The following is a 15,273-nucleotide window of genomic DNA, read 5'->3' as shown; positions in this document are numbered from 1 at the left end:
CAGCGATTCACGGCACCGTGGGGTCATGCCGACAGCTCCCACTCCGAACCCTCGGAAGGTGAGGCGCGGCCAGCACCCGCCCGGCCCGACAGAGGAGTTCCGCGATGGCCTGCACGCCGACAGCCTGTACCGCCAAGGCCGTCCTCGCTGACGGGACAGCGCCGTGAGCCTCCTCCGCCTTCCCCGTAGCGCCGTCCGCAGCCGGCCTTCCGGCCGCAAGGCCCCGTCCCGCTCCCTCGTCGCGGCCACCCGGGAGACCCTGGCCCTAGTCCTCGACGAAGACGCCCCGCTTCTCGACAGCGACCGTGATATCGAGGACGTCATCCTCAGGCTGCGTGGCCATCTCATGGAACTTGGACACGCATCACTTGGCCGGCCTCGCCCGGAGCTGGAGGCGGCACTCGCCGCGGCCCGAAAGGTCGCCGAGATGGATGTGCCGACGCAGTACCTGGACGTGCGGAAACATCTGCGGACGTTCGCAACTGCGGTGGCTACGGTCATCGCCGAACTCGTTGCAGCCGGCCTGGTGTGCGGCCACTCGGTCGAATGCCCGCCGGCGACGGCCCAGGACTGCGAGGCGGCCAAGATCCGCGTTCACCGACCCGAGATCGGGTGCAGTGAGCTGTGCAATGGCGTGCTGATCTTCGAGGACACCGGATGCCTCCTGCCGACCGGTGGCATCGTCGAGCCGCGGCGGCCGCTGCCGCGCGAGGCGGTGACGACATGACCACGATCCCCGCGTCGACCCCACAGCCGCTGGGGGTGCGACTTCTCCCCGCGACGGCCGCCTACGACTACGAGCGCTGGCAGGCCAGCCTCGTCAACCCTGGCCTCCTGAACGACGCGGTGGCCGTAGCGCTGTACCGCATTCCGCTGCTCGCGGTCCCGGCCGGAGCGGGCCGCCGCGGTGGCTCCATGGACATGACCGAGCCGGTCTTTGCCGAGGAACTCGTCTGTGCTCTGCGAGGACGACTGGGCTTCGACCGGCTCACGGTCTCCGGTCACGTCGTGGGATGGGGCGAGCCGCTGCCGGAAGGCCTCCCCCCGGATGCCCGCCGCCGGTTCCACGGCCTGCGTAAGCATCTGCGGCTTGGCACCTGTATACGGCCCCCCGCCGGACACGGGGGGCGTGACCTGGACGCGGGGCGCTGGCCGTCCTCGCCGGGGTCACCGCCTGGACGACAGCCCACTCCTCCCCGGGCTGTCGTCCAGGCCGGCGCTGCGCTTGCCCCCTGACATCCGCGGCGCCCTGTCCTGTTCTGGTGCCGCGCCGGCCACCCCCGCCACGGCGCGGCACCAGAACCCCGATCACTCGCTGGAGACCAGTTTCATGACCTTACGCAGTCGGTACCTGTGGCAGATCGCTCTCGGCGAGCAGCCACCCGCACCTCTTCCTTCGGACCTGGCCTCGGTTCGTGTGGGCCTGGCGCTCGGGCTGCCGACGATCGACGCGCTCGTCGAGGACGGCACGGACGTCGGATCGGTGAAGTACTGCCTGGACCATCACCAGCTCGTGGTACCGGTGGAAGCCGACACAGTTCACCGGTGGAAGGCCCCGCACTCCAACTGCGTTCCGGCTGCCCGGTCCTGGAGCTGCGACGCCGGTGGCTACCGCGGCTGCAGCGGCCTGTGGGTGACCCGCCCCACCACGAACGGGACAGCGGTCACCCCGGCCGGTGCGCTGCACGACGCGCTCAGCCTCACCCGGGCACGTCTGCGCACGGCGTCCGGCAGCTACTCGGCTCACCAGGGGACTCGTTGTGCGTAGACCTCTGTCCGGCAGGAGTTTCTGGCGTCCTAGCCGTAACCACCTGCGCATCCTGACATTCGCCCTCGCGGTGATCACTCTCATCTACGCCGGATCCGTCCCGAGGTAGGGATGAACGCTGCCGGCCTGGTCATCACCGTCCTGATCGTTCTGGCCATGGCCGCTTTGGTGACCCTTGGCCCCCGCTGGACCGTCCGCAGGCCCCCACCGACGCCGGACGACCGTGCGACACCCTCACCCCACGATCCGGCCTGACTCGCCCGATCACCCACCCGAAAAGGACTCTTCCGTCATGCTCCACGCTGTTCCGTCACTCCCGGCCGAGGTGCCACAGGCGCCTGCCCGGATCTTGACGGGCCTCTACCTGCGGTGCCTGCGCGAGGGGCAGGACGTCAGGCTGGAAGATGCGGCACGCGCTGTCGGGGTGTCTGCGGCAGCCGTCAGCCGCTGGGAGCGTGCCCGGTCCCCTATCCGTCCGGACGCGCTCAGCACGCTGCTGCGGCGCTACGGCGTGACGGGCGCTGACGTGAGCTTCTTGGCGGGAAGCGTCCCGCCGCAGGACTACGACCGCAAAACGTACGAGGAGCAGGGTGAGGGCCGGCGTGCCCCGCATGACATCTGGGCGGACGTGGGTGGTGATGAAGCGACTGCCCGTCACATCGCTTTGATGCGCTCGGCGAGCGAGGTCATCCAGTACTGCCTGCTGGTGCCCGCCGGTCTGCGCACCCAGAGCTACGAGCTGGTCGTGCTGGACCCGGAGGTGTGCGTCGTCCCGGATGAGCCGGTGCTCGGGCTGCCGGCGTGGGTGCATCACGTGCCGTGGGCCGAGCGGCAGCGGCGGACTGTGCTGCTCGACGAGACGGTGCTCTTCCGGGGGCGCGACACTCACCCGGCGACGGTGGCAGGCCAACTGCGGCATCTGGTCCGTCTCATGGGCCAGGAGGACTCCAATGGGCAAGGCCTGGCTATTCGCATCCTGCCGTTGAGCGAGGTGCGGTTCATCCACACGGTCGGCGCGGTCGCTGAGGTGACGCTCCACGGGCACCGCATGGTGGTGCGGGTCGGTCTCTTCCCCTCTTACGAGACCGGCTCTGGCGCCGCCCGGATCATCAGCGCCGGTCTGCACGAGGCTGCCGACGCCGCATGGAGTCGCGAGGCCACATACGAGGCGCTCATGAGCGCGGCGGAAGACGTTGAGCGGAAGGCCGCCCTATGACTGCTATCGCCCGGGTGTTCGCTGTCCTGCTCGGTGCCCCGTTGCCGGAGAAGCCCATGAGCAGGCTGCTCGCTCTGGACGAGGCGGCCTTCGCCTGCCACGTCCGGAACTGGCCACGTCTCAACAGCGCGGGCTCCAACGATCCGGAGGCCTTGCGCGCCCGTAGGCGTGCGGGGGTGGGCGCATGACCTCCAGGTTCCCTGACGGCTACTTCACACGACCGACCGTCGCTCGGGTGCAGGACCATCTCGACGGCGACACCGACAGCTACGGTCCGGACCAAGTCTTCGCTCGTGACCTGGTCGAGGCGGCGCCGTGGCTGCCGGCCAGCGTGCGTGTCAACTGCGCGCACGGCCCCCGGGCGCTGGCTTGCCTCACGCGCAAGTACAGCATCGACCAAGTCATCGACCTGGGATGCGGTCTTCCGCACAACGACAACCACTACCGCCCGCCCACCGGCCGCCCGGCGGGGCCGGAGCACCGCCTCGGCTTCGTCGTACGCCGCTCGCAGCCGACACCCATGCGTGAGGAGACCTCATTCCGTGACCACATTGCCTCCTGCTCATTTCCTTCGTCCGCATCCCGCCAACCCCAGAGCGGTAGCCGGAGCCGTGGCTCGTCGGGTCCTCCGCTTCCTCGGTCGCATCGGCCTCCGCCCGGTGGACGGTGGCAGCATCCCGGACTCCATGGTCTTCCCACTCATGGCGCACCGCGCCGTGCTGTCGCAGGTGACCGCGGGACGCATGCCGCTCGGAGCCGTCGACCGTGTGCCTGTGAGGCTCTGATGAACGTGCTGATAGGGATCGCCGTAGTGCTGGGCTCCGTGCTGGTGGTCGCGGTCGCAGCCTGCTGGCACCTGTGGAGCGGACGGCGGTCCGAGCGGCGCCGGGCCGATCGTCTCCACCGGCACACCGAAAGGCTGACGGAGCAGCAGCGCGCGGTCGAGCTGGTCCTCGGTCAGATCACCGACCATACGGTGCCGCAGATGAAGGACGCCGCTGTTCGTGGCCGCGCAGGAACTCCCGCCCGTCTCGCGCTCCCGCAGGCGCTCGTAAGTACGGTGGTCGGCAACCGGGTGACGGATCTGGTTCAGGTGATGTCGTTGACCTTGCAACAGGTGCAGTACGACGCCGCAGTGTCCGCGGATGCTCAGCTAGCCGATGTCCAGAAGGCCGCGGACGCCGCGGTGGATGACGCGAAACGGCGCGCCGAGCAAGCGGCCCGCGCGTCGGTGCGCAGCTTGGTGTCCTCCCTGGTGGTCATCGCCTCGAAGGTAAGCCGGCAGGTCAGTGAGGGTGTACGCCGGCATCAGAACGATGAGGCGTACGCGACGCTGACCATCATCGACCGGCTCGTCCAGCAGATCCTGCTCGTCGCGGAGAGCTACAACGTGCTCGGCGGAGGAAAGCTCGCCCGCAGGTCGCCGGCCACGACGTTCACCGACACGATCCGTGCCGCGATGAACGCGCTCGACGGCTTCGAACGGATCAAGTACGACGAGTCCGACGTGGCGTTGACGGCCCGCGCGGTCAGTCCCACCGTGCACGCTCTGGCGCTGCTGCTTGGCAACGCGCTGAAGTACTCGCCGCAGACCTCCTTCGTCGAGGTGCGCGTGCAGCACGGCGTACGCGGAGTGACGGTGACGATCGACGACGCCGGGCTGCAGATGAATGCCGAGGAGCTCCTCAAGGCCCGCCAGGTCCTCAACGGCGCTCGGCGTGTGGAGGTGACCGAGCTCGGCGCGCTTCCGCGCACGGGATTCCCCGTTGTCGCGATCCTGTCGCGCGCCCACGGTTTCAGCATCGACGTCGAGGCCCAGAACCCCTATCGCGGCACCCGGGTCACGCTGTTCTTCCCCAACGACCTGTTGACCACCGTCGTCTCGTCCGCCGATCCCCAGAGCGTCGAGCCGGTCGAGCCGGAGAGCAGTCCGAGCACGACAGCCAGCGGCCTGACCATACGCCGGCAGCGGGGGGCCCATGCGGCTGTTCCCGACGAGCCGTCTTCGACCGTCCTTCCCGGACGCCCCGGTGTCGCCGCCGCATGGGCGAGCGGCACACGTCGCGGCCGCGCAAAATCCGCTTTCCCCCATCCCGAAGGAGCCTGACCCCGATGTCTGAGCTGTTCACCACCAATACCCACGCGAACCCGCTCGGCTGGCTGCTGGACAGTGAGCTCGGCAGTCTCGCCGGGGTCGACTTCGCAGTGCTGGCCTCCGGCGACGGGCTGCTGTCGTCCCGTACGAACTCCGTCGGGCAGGACAAGGCCGAGGCGATGGCGGCGATCGGCAGCACCCTGCGCGGCACCGCCACGGGCCTCAGCCACGAAATCAAGGGCGGCGGGGTGCGGCAGCTGCTGGTCGAGCTGGACAACGGGGTGTGCCTGATCACGGGGGCGGGGGAGAACATGCTGCTCCTGGCGAAGACCTCCGCGGACGCCGACATCGCCACGATCACCCAGGCCATGGTCATGCTCGCCGGACGAGTCGGACATGAGATGAGCGTCGCCGCCCGACGTCCGGACAGCGAGATCCAGAGGTGAGCGGGCCGCGGCGAGACCCGGACATGATCCGGCCGCACGTCCGTACCGGCGGGCGCATACGCCCGTCGCGGCCGGATGTGGGGCTGGAGACCCTGGTGATCGCCGCGCCCGGTCCACGCGACGGACTGGGGCCCGATGCCCGCCAGGTGATGGCTCTGTTCGACGGAGTGCGCGGCGGCCGGGCGGTCGCCGAGATCGCCGCTGCCGTCCGCCTGCCGGCCTCAGTCGTCCGGATCCTCGTCAGCGACCTGATGGACAAGGGCCTCTTGGCCCGTCCCGTCGACGCCCGTACCGGCCAGCCCGACATCGACATTCTGCAGGAGGTACTTCGTGGACTGCGCGAGAAGGTCTGAACCGCCCCCGGCCACCCTGGCCCGCCGGTCGGCAAAGATCGTGATCGCGGGCGGATTCGCCGTCGGCAAGACCACCTTTGTCGAAGCCGTCTCCGAGATCCCGCCGGTTCGCACAGAGGAACTGATCACCCAGGCCAGCGCCGGGATCGACAGTCTCGCCCGCGTTCCGGCCAAGACGACCACCACCGTCGGCATCGACTTCGGGCGTATCCATATCAATGACGAACTCGTCCTGTACCTGTTCGGCCTTGCCGGCCAGGACCGGTTCCAGCAGACGGTCTCGCGCGAAACGGCCTACGGGGCCCTGGGCGCCCTGGTGCTGGTCGACACCCGTGACCTGGACGCCTCCCACTCCGCCCTCACTCTCCTCGAAGAGGAAGGGGTGCCGTACGCCGTGGCCGTCAACCGCTTCGCAGGCGCCCCGCGCTATCCCTCCGCAGAGATACGCCAAGCCCTGGGCCTGGAGACCGGCGCGCTGCTCAACACCTGCGACGCCCGCGAACACCGCTCCGGCCTGCTCACCCTGATCGATCTTCTCTCCTACCTGACCTCCCGACACCACGCCCTGGAGCGACGCCTGTGACCGCCCCTCTTTCCAGCGCGCCGGAGCGCGTGGCGATGTACGAGCCCGCGTTCGCCTCCGACCCGCACGCCACCTACCGCCGGATGCGCGAGCAGCACGGCCCGTTCGTCCCCGTGGAACTCGCGCCTGGTGTGCCCGCGACCCTCGTCATCGGCTACCACCAGGCCTTGCGCATCCTGAACGACCCTGTCCGTTTCCCGGCCGACCCGCGGCAGTGGCAGCAGACCGTTCCCGCCACCTGCCCGGTACTGCCGATGCTCGAGTGGCGCCCCAACGCGCTTCGCTCGTCGGGCACCGAGCACACGCGCTACCGGGAAGCGAACGTCGCCGCGATCGACGCCGTCGACGGGCACCACCTGCGTGCTGTCGTCGAGGACATCGCCGATGCGGCCATTGCCGCCTTCCGTCACGCCGGTCGGGCCGACCTGCTGGGCGAATACGCCTGGCCGGTCGCCTTCAACGCACTCAACAAGGCCCTGGGCTGCCCGGAGGATACCGGGCACCGCATCGCCGACGGCATGGCGAAGATCTTCGACGGCGTGAACGCGGCAGCCGGCAACGACATCCTCGTCCGGGCGATCAGCGATCTGATCGCACTGCGCCGCCGGCAGCCCGGTGACGACATCACCTCCCGGCTCCTGGCCCACCCGGCCCGACTCAGCGACACCGAGATGCTGCACCAGCTCGTCACCCTGTACGGCGCCGGCATCGAACCGCTGACGAACCTGATCGTGAACAGCTGCCTCGTGCTGCTGACCAACCCGGAGTACTCGGCGAACCTGCACGCGGGCAGCGCTTCCGTACGCGAGGCCCTCGACTACGTCCTGCACCGCGACTCTCCGCTGGCGAACTACTGCGTCAGCTACCCGCCGCACCCCGTCGAGATCGACGGCTTTGTCTTCCCCGCACACGAGCCGGTCGTCATCTCCATGGCCGGCTGCAACAACGACCCGGCCCTCGGACCCGACCCGGGTGCCGCCGGCAGCCGCGCCCACCTGTCCTGGAGCACCGGCCCGCACGCCTGCCCCGCCCGCACCCCCGCCTACATCATCGCCGAAACCGCCCTCACTCACCTCCTGGACGCCCTGCCCGAGGTAGAACTCGCCGGCCAGCCCGGCGAGCTCACCTACCGGCCCGGACCCTTCCACCGCGCTTTGACCAGCCTTCCCGTCGTCTTCCCCACCCCGACCACTGTCGAAGGAGTTTCCGCATGAACACCCAGAGCAGTCCGATCGCCCTCGACCCCACCGGCGCCGCCCGTCCCGCCGAGCACACCGAGCTGCGCTCCCACGGCCCCGCCGTCCAGGTCGACGTCCTGGGCGTGCGCGCCTGGTCCATCACCGACCCCGAACTGCTCAAGAAGCTGCTCACCAGCAAGGACGTCTCCAAGGACGCCCGCGCCCACTGGCCCTCCTACGAGGAGGCCATACAGACCTGGCCCCTGGCCCTGTGGGTCGCGGTACACAACATGTTCACCGCCTACGGCAGTGACCACACCCGGCTGCGGCGCATGATCGCCCCCGCCTTCTCCGCCCGCCGGACCCAGGCCCTCGCCGAGTTCATCGACGCCACCGTGACCACCATCCTGGACGACCTCGACACCTTCCCGGCCGGTACGGTCATCGACCTCCGCGAGTACCTCTCCTACCCGCTCCCCATCGGCGTCATCGGCCATCTCACCGGCGTTCCCCCGCAGCAGCGCGACGCCTTCCGCATGGTGGTCGACGGCGTCTTCGACACCACGCTGACCCAAGCGCAGGCCGTCGCCAACAGCCAGGCGCTGCGCGCCGCGCTCGACGACCTCATCGCCACCCGGCGCGCAGAGCCGGGCGACGACCTGACCTCCCTGCTCATCTCCACCCGCGACGAGGACAGCGACGAGGGGCAGGGCCTGAGCGACGACGAACTCCGCGACACGCTGCTGCTGATGATCAGCGCCGGATACGAGACCACCAGCAACGCCATCGACCAGGCCGTCAGTCTCCTGCTGACCCACCCCGGGCAACTCGCCCACATCCGCGAGGGCCGCGCGAACTGGAGCGACGTCACCGAGGAGGCTCTGCGTCTTGAGCCGCCCGTCGTCCACCTGCCGATGAGGTTTGCTGTCAACGACACTGTCCTGCCCGACGGGCAGGTCATCACCAAGGGTGAAGCGATCCTCGCCTCCTACGGCGCCGCCAACCGCCATCCCTCCTGGCACGGCGAAGACGCCGACACCTTCGACGTGACCCGCCTGACCCAGGAGCACCTGTCCTTCGGCTACGGCGTCCACTTCTGTCTGGGCGCGCCCCTGGCTCGCCTGGAGATCACTACAGCGCTCCGCTTGCTCTTCGAGCGCTTCCCCGACATCACACTCGCCGTCCCCGCCGAGGACCTGGTCGCACTTGACTCCATGATCAGCAACGGCCACCAGACCCTGCCCGTCCGGCTCCGCCCGCTCCCCACCCAGGCTGCCCGGTGAACACGCCCACCGCACCCACCCGCATACCTACGGCCACGGGTCGGCTCACCGCCCCGGCACTCCGCCGGCCGACACGCGCACCGTATGAAATGCGGGCGTTGAGGACCGGCGCCGACCGCGCGGCAGCCGCGGCGCTCATCGACGACCGGGCCCGGTGGCTCACCAAGCACGGCGTCACGCTGCCCTCGCGTCACGTGGCCGCCTACCAGGACACCCGACTGGAGGCCATCGGCCTGTACAAGGACGACGTCCCCGGCCAGGAACCCCTCATCGGCTGCCTGCTGCTGAACCGGCGGCCGATCCCGCACACCGGTCTGGCGATCAGCGAAGTGCCCAGCATGGGTATCTCGCACCTCTACACGGCACCGGGCCGCGACGACAGGATCGGCCGACTGATCACCCTGTGGATCAGTGACTTCGCTGCGCGAACCGGCAAGGCGAGGGTGCACGCCGAAACGCCGTCCCGGTACTGGGGCAGCCGGGACACCGCAGGACGGCTGCTCAATCACCTCAGCTCCCTCGGCTGGCTCATCACCGGCACAGGGATCAACCAGGACCGCGAACGCGTCACCCGGCTGCAACTGGACGCCCGGGACCGCGAAGGACTGGCCGCCCTGATCCACTGCACCATCTCCCGCCACCCAGGGTAGTCAGGCTCCGCAAAGGAACGCTCCCGGCAAACGCCGCTGCTCTCCCCCTCCCATCTCCACCCTCACCACCGACAGACACCAAAGCCCCCTGACCCGTTCTAACTCATCAGCCACCCGAACCACCGACCAGGACCTTTCCCATGACCGTCACCGAAACCATCCCCGTCACCGGCCTTCCTGTCGCGGTCCGGAAGATCATTCCGCACATCGTGACCGGCCTCACCAACTCCCATATCGCCACCACAGAACACATCTCCCCGAGCACGGTCACCGGCTACGTCGGGATCCTGCGGCAGAGGCTTCACTGCCCGGCCCGGTGCTCCCGCGAGATCTTCGTCCACCTGCTCCTCACCCACCTGCCGGACTGCGTGCCTGCGGTCCCCGAAGCCGCCACGGACTTCCAGGCCGACGATGCCGACCGGCGACTGATCCACGCCCTCACCGAGCACAACACGACCGCCGGCATCGCCCATGCACTCGGCACTACCCCAGCCGAGCTTTCCAAGCGGATCACCGACCTGCGGTACCGAATGGGCGCCGCCGACCGCCTGGGCATCATCGTCCTGGCACACAGCCTGAAGATCCTGGGTACCAGTGCGACGGAGGCATCCTCCGTGCCCCGAGACCCGGCGGCGGCCGGGCCGCAGGACGGCGCCTCCTGATGAGCCCCCTCACCACGGCCAGTGCCGGCCTGCGCTTCCCGGCAGCCCCTACCCCCACCCTGCGGGCTGCCGGGTGCCGCCCGCCCCTACACCGTCCAGCGGCGGCAAGCGCCCGGGAACTCACCTCACGGCGTGCCGCGATCAACCGGGCCGCCTTCGCCGGACACCCGGACGGCCCGTTGCCCGTCGTGCTGTACGCACTGATCCGGCCGGGCGGCGCCCCCCACGACAACCTCGCCATCGCTCAGGGATACGCCGAAGCGCACCGCCTGCATGTCGTGGAGCGGATCGTCGATGTCCTTGACCACGCCGACCATGCCGGCGCCGACGACCCCTGCCTCCGACGCGGCTACGCCCGCGCCCTGCACCTTCTGGCGGACTCCGCCTCCCGGGCCCGAGGCATCGTCGCCGTCAGCCGGAGTTCGGTGACCACCGCCAGCCACCCGTACGAAGCCCAACTGCTCTGGCACGCCGACCACAAGACGGGGTTGTTCCTCGTGCGCAGCGAGGTCGAAATCTGACCCTGCCGCCGCCCGTCTCCGGGACGGACCAGGACCGCGCCGTCCCCTTCTTCACCTTCCAGACCACCCGCCGCCTCACTGAGGGGAGAGACGTGACCACCAGCACCACACCCGTGTCCGACCAGGTGGTCGGACACGTCTTCACCCGCACCGGCCGCCGTCCGGACAGCACGCCGATCGTGCTCGGCCCGGACGGCGTCCACTACGCCGCCGGCGAGCGCCGCACACAGATCGACCCCCGGTACGGCGTCCTGCGGGTCCGGATGACCGGCTCCCTGGAACGCGGCGAGCGGCTGCTCGGCACCTTCGACCCCGAACTGCAGTGGACCGCCATGGCCGAGCTGCAGTGTGCGAATTGCGGCAGGCCGGCCGAGCCCGCCGACGGCGGGAACCTGTGGGTCATCCCCCGGCCCCGGATCTACAGCCTGTCCGAGACCGCTCACCTGGACACCACCACCCCGCCGGTGTGCTCCCCCGCCTGCTTGCGGCAGTGCCTGTACGGCTGCCCGGTCCTACGGGACGGCCAGATCATCCTCCGCGCCCAGAGCGCGGTGCCGATCGGAATCCTGGGTGTCGTCTACGACAGCATCACCGGTCGGCCCGTGAGCACCGAACAGCACCTGGACCACGTCGCGTTCACCGATGACGACCGGCTGGATCTGACCGTCGCCCACTTTCTGACACGCCGACTGCGTCACATGACTGAAGTACCCCTGACCTGCCTGGACATCCTCAGCGCACCGTGACCCAGCCGCTCCGCCGCCTCGTGAAGGCGCGGACCTTGGCTCACCAGTTCGTGGCCGGAGCATCATCCCCGCGCTCTGCCCGAGCGCTCCTGTTCCCTCAATCCGAGACCGCTCGCCTTCCGCTTCACCGCTGTCAGCTCACCGGCCCCTGCCCGGCCGCATCGAATCACCCGACAAGGACCTCCGTCATGCGCCTCACGCCGCCTCGTACCGCGTCCCCGCGGTTGTATCTGCCTGACTGGGTCCCGCCCTCCGGAGGCTTGCGCGTCCGGCTGGTCGGGCAGGACTTCGACGCCGTCCGCGTTCCGGGAAATCTCGGCCCGGACCTGGCCGCCATCTTGACGGCGGAGGGCGGGAGGGGACCGGTCCTGGCCGACCCCTACAGCGGGGTGTGGCACTTCCTCACCCACCCCGGCACCATGTCCAATGGCCCGTGGGCCGGATGCGGCATCCGTCTGATGCGTCCCAGCACCCGCCTGACCGTCCCGGCTGCCGACGTCCTTCACGGCCAGGACCTGCACTGGCACGTGGCGCCCGGCAACGGACACACCACCGCGAAGCAGCTCACCGCCAACCTCCTCAAGGCCGCCGGTCTCCCCATGACCTCATCCGAGGAGACCCGGTGAGCATGTACGTTCCGGAGCCAGGTGGACCGTTACTGTCCGCCGTGCTGGCAAACGCCCCGGTGCGGGTGCGCACCGAGCGGGCCGACTTGCTGCTCGTCCCGCCCTGGATCGGCGAGAAGGTCCTCGAGCGTCTCGTCACCCACCACAGCGACCCCATCGGCGCCGTCGTCAGCCTCATCCATGACGACCAGCACCGGTACGGCTTCTGGCTGCCGCCGGGCTCCCATCTACCGGCCTGGCCCGCTTTCTGCACCTACCTGCCCGCCGGCACGGCGCTCGAGCTCCCCCAGCTCCACCAGCACGGTGACGACAGCCGGCCGGGGTGGATCCGCCAGGGCACCGGCGGCCGCATGTACAGCCGCCCCCTGCATCTGCACGCCATCATCACCGCCCTCGCCAAGCACTACCGCACCGTCGCTCCCTCACCCACGCCGTCCGGGCCTATACCCGGCCTTTCGCCCGCAGGACGTTCCATGCCGCCCGAAGCCGCCACCGCCTACCTCGTCCGCTCTCTGCTCCCCGCCGAGCAGTTCACGCTCATGCCCCAGATCGTGCAGTGGCGCCATCAGCAGCAGCTGCCCAGCACCGAGACCCAGGCGATCCTGGACGCGCTGAGAGACGGAGACGAGGTCGTCGTCCTCATCGACGCCGAGCAGGACACGATCATCGGCTGTCTGCGCTTCGACCACACTCCCCTCACCACACCCCCCTGGCGGTACGACGAGACCGCGGAGTCCGCCCTGAAGGTGGCCGCCGTCATCACCGACCCGGCACCCGGCGGCGGATACCGTCTGGAGTGGATGCTGACCCTATGGGCCCGCCACTACGCCGCGTCGTGCGGCTACTCCCACCTGGTCCGCGAGATCCCGCTGTACCGCGGCGCCGACTCCCTGAGCCATCGGGTCGAGTACCTGCGGGACGAATGCGGCTGGAGCGTGGTGCGTACCGAGAAAGTCCCCGGTGAGCCCGTCCGGCGCTTCGCTCTGCTGCAGGCCAGCGCCTGTTTCCATCGCAACCTCTCGGCCTTCCTGACCGACCGTGTTCCCACCGTGGACGTGCAGCAGAGGGCCGCATCGTGAAGACGCGCCCCCGCTTCCCCGACCGGAGCCTAGGGCTGTCCGTGCTGAACCGCTGGCGCCTGGCGGTCTTCGCCATCGCTCTGGTCGTGATGGTCATCGCGACCTCGCGGCCCTCGTCGCTGTACCCCTAAAGCACCTGCCGGAGCGAGCCGCCCGGCCCACCCACGAGAACGCCTCACCGGCAACACGCACCACCGAGAACGGGACGAAACAATCATGCCTGGACGTATCGAGGACTACGCGCTCCTCGGGGACACGCAGACCGCTGCCCTGGTCTGCCGGGACGGCAGCGTGGACTGGCTCTGCCTGCCCCGCTTCAACTCCCACGCGATCTTCGCGGGACTGCTGGGCACCGAGGAGCACGGGTGCTGGCAGATCGGCCCGGCCGTCAGCGACGAGACACCGGCCCCGATGGCCGACCGGCGCCGCTACCGGGGCGACTCGCTCATCCTGGAGTCCGAGTGGGACACCCCGCGCGGCACGGTCCGGGTGACCGATTTCATGCCCCCGCGCGACGGAGCGCCGCAGCTCGTCCGGATCGTCGAGGGCGTCTCGGGCCGGGTCCCGATGCGCTCCGCGCTGCGGATGCGGTTCAGCTACGGCCGGATCGTGCCCTGGGTGCACAAGGTCGGCGACCGCACGGTCGCGGTCGCCGGGCCCGACTCGGTGTGGCTGGACACCACCGCCGAGACCCACGGCGAGGACCTCACCACGTACTCCGAGTTCACCGTCGGCCCCGGCGAGCGGGTCGCCCTCACGATCTCCTGGCAGCCCTCCCACAAGGACCAGCCGGCGCTGCCGGACCCCGAGGGGGCCCTGGAGGCGACCGCCGACTTCTGGCGCGAGTGGGTCGACCACTGCACGTACCACGGCCCCTACCGGGAGGCAGTGGTCCGCTCCCTGATCACCCTGAAGGCGCTGACGTACGGGCCGACCGGCGGGATCGTCGCCGCCCCGACGACCTCGCTGCCCGAGGAGATCGGCGGCGTGCGGAACTGGGACTACCGCTACACCTGGCTGCGGGACGCGGCGATCACCCTCTCCTCGATGCTGCGCACCGGCTACCGCGAGGAGGCCCGCGCCTGGCGGGACTGGCTCCTCCGCGCCGTCGCGGGCGACCCGGAGAACCTCCAGATCATGTACGGCATCGCGGGCGAGCGCGAGCTGGGCGAGGCCGAGCTCGACTGGCTGCCGGGATACGAGAACTCCGGCCCGGTCCGGGTCGGCAACGGCGCCGCCAACCAGCTCCAGCTCGACGTGTACGGCGAGGTCACCGAGGCCCTGCACCTGGCGCACATGACGGGCCTGTCCCGCAACGACTACGCCTCCCTGCTCCAGCTCAAGCTGGTCGAGTGCCTGGAGAAGATCTGGGACCAGCCCGACGAGGGCATCTGGGAGGTCCGCGGCCCGCGCCGGCACTTCGTGCACTCCAAGGTGATGGCCTGGGTGGCCGTGGACCGCATCATCAAGCTCATCGAGTCCGGGGACGCCGACGGCCCCCTGGAGCGCTGGCGGGAGCTGCGCGACGAGATCCACCGGGACGTCTGCGAGAAGGGCTACGACAAGGAGCGCAACACCTTCACGCAGTCGTACGGCTCCAAGGAGCTGGACGCCTCGCTGCTCCTGATCCCGCAGACGGGGTTCCTGCCGCCGGACGACAAGCGGGTCATCGGCACGATCGAGGCGATCCAGCGGGAGCTGTCCACGGAGGACGGCTTCGTGCTCCGCTACCCCACGGCCGGCGAGGAGGCCGGCGTCGACGGCCTGGAGGGCGACGAAGGTGCCTTCCTGATCTGCGCGTTCTGGCTCGTCGACGCGCTGATCGCGATCGGCCGGGTCTACGAGGCCCGCACCCTCTTCGAGAAGCTCCTCGCGCTCCGCAACGACCTCGGGCTCCTCGCCGAGGAGTGGGACCCGAAGCTCCAGCGCCAGGTGGGCAACTTCCCGCAGGCCTTCAGCCACGTCGGTCTGACCGACGCGGCGTTCAGGCTGGACGCCGCCGACGCGCACAGCGGGCTTCACCTACCGCGACCCCGCACACCCGGCGACGCACTGCCCGCGCCGACC

17 protein-coding genes and 2 pseudogenes are annotated in these 15,273 nt (G+C 69.8%); all 19 read left to right on the top strand.

The features are described from left to right. Nucleotides 1-163: 163 nt before the first annotated feature. Nucleotides 164-727, top strand: coding sequence for a DUF5999 family protein (locus tag ACFYNX_RS27050; protein ID WP_388664934.1), 564 nt, complete (start codon nt 164-166; stop codon nt 725-727). Continuing rightward, nucleotides 724-1,236, top strand: coding sequence for a DUF6302 family protein (locus ACFYNX_RS27045; protein WP_388664932.1), 513 nt, complete (start codon nt 724-726; stop codon nt 1,234-1,236). Before ACFYNX_RS27050 ends, ACFYNX_RS27045 begins: the two co-directional genes overlap by 4 nt. Before the next feature lie 94 nt (nt 1,237-1,330). Then, on the top strand, nt 1,331-1,768 hold the full coding sequence (locus ACFYNX_RS27040) for a hypothetical protein (protein ID WP_388664930.1): 438 nt from the start codon (nt 1,331-1,333) through the stop codon (nt 1,766-1,768). A gap of 292 nt (nt 1,769-2,060) precedes the next feature. After that, the gene (locus ACFYNX_RS27035; RefSeq protein WP_388664928.1) at nt 2,061-2,984 is read left to right on the top strand and encodes a Scr1 family TA system antitoxin-like transcriptional regulator; all 924 of its coding nucleotides are present in this window, start codon (nt 2,061-2,063) and stop codon (nt 2,982-2,984) included. 184 nt (nt 2,985-3,168) lie between these two features. Next, nucleotides 3,169-3,417: pseudogene (locus ACFYNX_RS27030) on the top strand (SAM-dependent methyltransferase); the annotation flags it as partial. 351 nt (nt 3,418-3,768) lie between these two features. Further along, nucleotides 3,769-5,091, top strand: coding sequence for an ATP-binding protein (locus ACFYNX_RS27025; protein WP_388665074.1), 1,323 nt, complete (start codon nt 3,769-3,771; stop codon nt 5,089-5,091). 5 nt (nt 5,092-5,096) lie between these two features. Then, nucleotides 5,097-5,525 (top strand): roadblock/LC7 domain-containing protein, encoded by a 429-nt coding sequence (locus tag ACFYNX_RS27020; protein ID WP_388664926.1) that lies wholly within the window; start codon nt 5,097-5,099, stop codon nt 5,523-5,525. A 23-nt stretch (nt 5,526-5,548) separates the two neighbouring features. Then, on the top strand, nt 5,549-5,878 hold the full coding sequence (locus ACFYNX_RS27015; protein ID WP_388664924.1) for a DUF742 domain-containing protein: 330 nt from the start codon (nt 5,549-5,551) through the stop codon (nt 5,876-5,878). Next, nucleotides 5,856-6,461, top strand: coding sequence for an ATP/GTP-binding protein (locus tag ACFYNX_RS27010; RefSeq protein WP_388664922.1), 606 nt, complete (start codon nt 5,856-5,858; stop codon nt 6,459-6,461). Before ACFYNX_RS27015 ends, ACFYNX_RS27010 begins: the two co-directional genes overlap by 23 nt. Then, entirely contained in the window at nt 6,458-7,675 is a 1,218-nt protein-coding gene (locus ACFYNX_RS27005; RefSeq protein ID WP_388664920.1) for a cytochrome P450, read from the top strand. Before ACFYNX_RS27010 ends, ACFYNX_RS27005 begins: the two co-directional genes overlap by 4 nt. Next, on the top strand, nt 7,672-8,922 hold the full coding sequence (locus ACFYNX_RS27000) for a cytochrome P450 (protein WP_388664918.1): 1,251 nt from the start codon (nt 7,672-7,674) through the stop codon (nt 8,920-8,922). Before ACFYNX_RS27005 ends, ACFYNX_RS27000 begins: the two co-directional genes overlap by 4 nt. A 98-nt stretch (nt 8,923-9,020) precedes the next feature. After that, nucleotides 9,021-9,572, top strand: coding sequence for a hypothetical protein (locus tag ACFYNX_RS26995; RefSeq protein ID WP_388664916.1), 552 nt, complete (start codon nt 9,021-9,023; stop codon nt 9,570-9,572). A gap of 140 nt (nt 9,573-9,712) precedes the next feature. Then, nucleotides 9,713-10,234 carry a hypothetical protein gene (locus tag ACFYNX_RS26990; RefSeq protein WP_388664914.1) on the top strand — a complete coding sequence of 174 codons (522 nt, stop codon included), beginning with the start codon at nt 9,713-9,715 and terminating at the stop codon, nt 10,232-10,234. A 188-nt stretch (nt 10,235-10,422) separates the two neighbouring features. Continuing rightward, nucleotides 10,423-10,755: a hypothetical protein gene (locus tag ACFYNX_RS26985; protein ID WP_388664912.1), complete on the top strand. Its 333-nt coding sequence runs from the start codon at nt 10,423-10,425 to the stop codon at nt 10,753-10,755. A 92-nt stretch (nt 10,756-10,847) separates the two neighbouring features. Then, nucleotides 10,848-11,501 carry a hypothetical protein gene (locus ACFYNX_RS26980; RefSeq protein WP_388664910.1) on the top strand — a complete coding sequence of 218 codons (654 nt, stop codon included), beginning with the start codon at nt 10,848-10,850 and terminating at the stop codon, nt 11,499-11,501. Between the two features lie 260 nt (nt 11,502-11,761). Further along, nucleotides 11,762-12,127 carry a hypothetical protein gene (locus ACFYNX_RS26975; protein ID WP_388664908.1) on the top strand — a complete coding sequence of 122 codons (366 nt, stop codon included), beginning with the start codon at nt 11,762-11,764 and terminating at the stop codon, nt 12,125-12,127. 41 nt (nt 12,128-12,168) lie between these two features. Beyond that, nucleotides 12,169-13,206: a hypothetical protein gene (locus ACFYNX_RS26970; RefSeq protein ID WP_388664907.1), complete on the top strand. Its 1,038-nt coding sequence runs from the start codon at nt 12,169-12,171 to the stop codon at nt 13,204-13,206. Continuing rightward, nucleotides 13,203-13,337: a hypothetical protein gene (locus ACFYNX_RS26965; protein ID WP_388664905.1), complete on the top strand. Its 135-nt coding sequence runs from the start codon at nt 13,203-13,205 to the stop codon at nt 13,335-13,337. The genes ACFYNX_RS26970 and ACFYNX_RS26965 overlap by 4 nt, the downstream gene beginning before the upstream one ends. An 85-nt stretch (nt 13,338-13,422) precedes the next feature. Further along, a pseudogene (locus ACFYNX_RS26960) lies at nt 13,423-15,222 on the top strand (glycoside hydrolase family 15 protein); the annotation flags it as partial. Nucleotides 15,223-15,273: the final 51 nt, after the last annotated feature.

Source organism: Streptomyces sp. NPDC007872 (assembly GCF_042868165.1).
Taxonomy (GTDB): Bacteria; Actinomycetota; Actinomycetes; order Streptomycetales; family Streptomycetaceae; genus Streptomyces.
Note: the sequence above shows the minus strand (reverse complement) of the source record. Positions and strands in the feature narration are given on the sequence as shown.